Below are 574 nucleotides of genomic sequence, written 5' to 3'. Positions count from 1 at the left end.
GCCGGCGCCGGCGCCGGCGCCGTGGGCGCAGGCAGCGCGGCCGGCGTCATCGCCCTGGCCCAGAAGTTGCACGACGAGCACGTCAGCGAGGGTCAGGCCACGCGCGACCGCCTCATCAGCGAGGGGCAGGAGCAGCACGCGAAGTTCCTCAGCGACGGCCAGGCCAAGCACGACGACCTCGTCTCCACCGCACAGGCACGCCACGACGAGCTGATCTCCACCGCGGAGGCGCGTCACGAGGAGCTGATCGCCGACGCCACCCAGCGATCGGAGGCCATGGTCAGCGAGGCCGAGGAACACAAGAGGTCGGTGCTCGAGGCGCTCGCGCACGAGAAGGACGTGCTCAGCGGGCAGATCGAGGCGCTGCGGACCTTCGAGCGCGACTACCGCGCCCGGCTCAAGTCCTACATCGAGGGCCAGCTCGAGGAGCTGGACCGGACCGGCGTGGACGAGGGGTCGAGTCTGCCCGGCGAGGGCGACGGCGAAGCACGGGCCGTCGGGGCCGGACAGCAGCCCGGCGAGGCCCCGTCGGGCGACCAGGCACAGCCGGCTCCGGGGGAGGGCGACACCCCGG

General features: G+C 73.3%; 1 pseudogene. It reads left to right on the top strand.

The features are described from left to right. Positions 1 to 574, top strand: a pseudogene (locus tag FRW57_RS23825) (hypothetical protein); the annotation flags it as partial.

The organism is Segeticoccus rhizosphaerae, from assembly GCF_009192725.1.
Taxonomy (GTDB): Bacteria; Actinomycetota; Actinomycetes; order Actinomycetales; family Dermatophilaceae; genus Segeticoccus; species Segeticoccus rhizosphaerae.
Note: the sequence above shows the minus strand (reverse complement) of the source record. Positions and strands in the feature narration are given on the sequence as shown.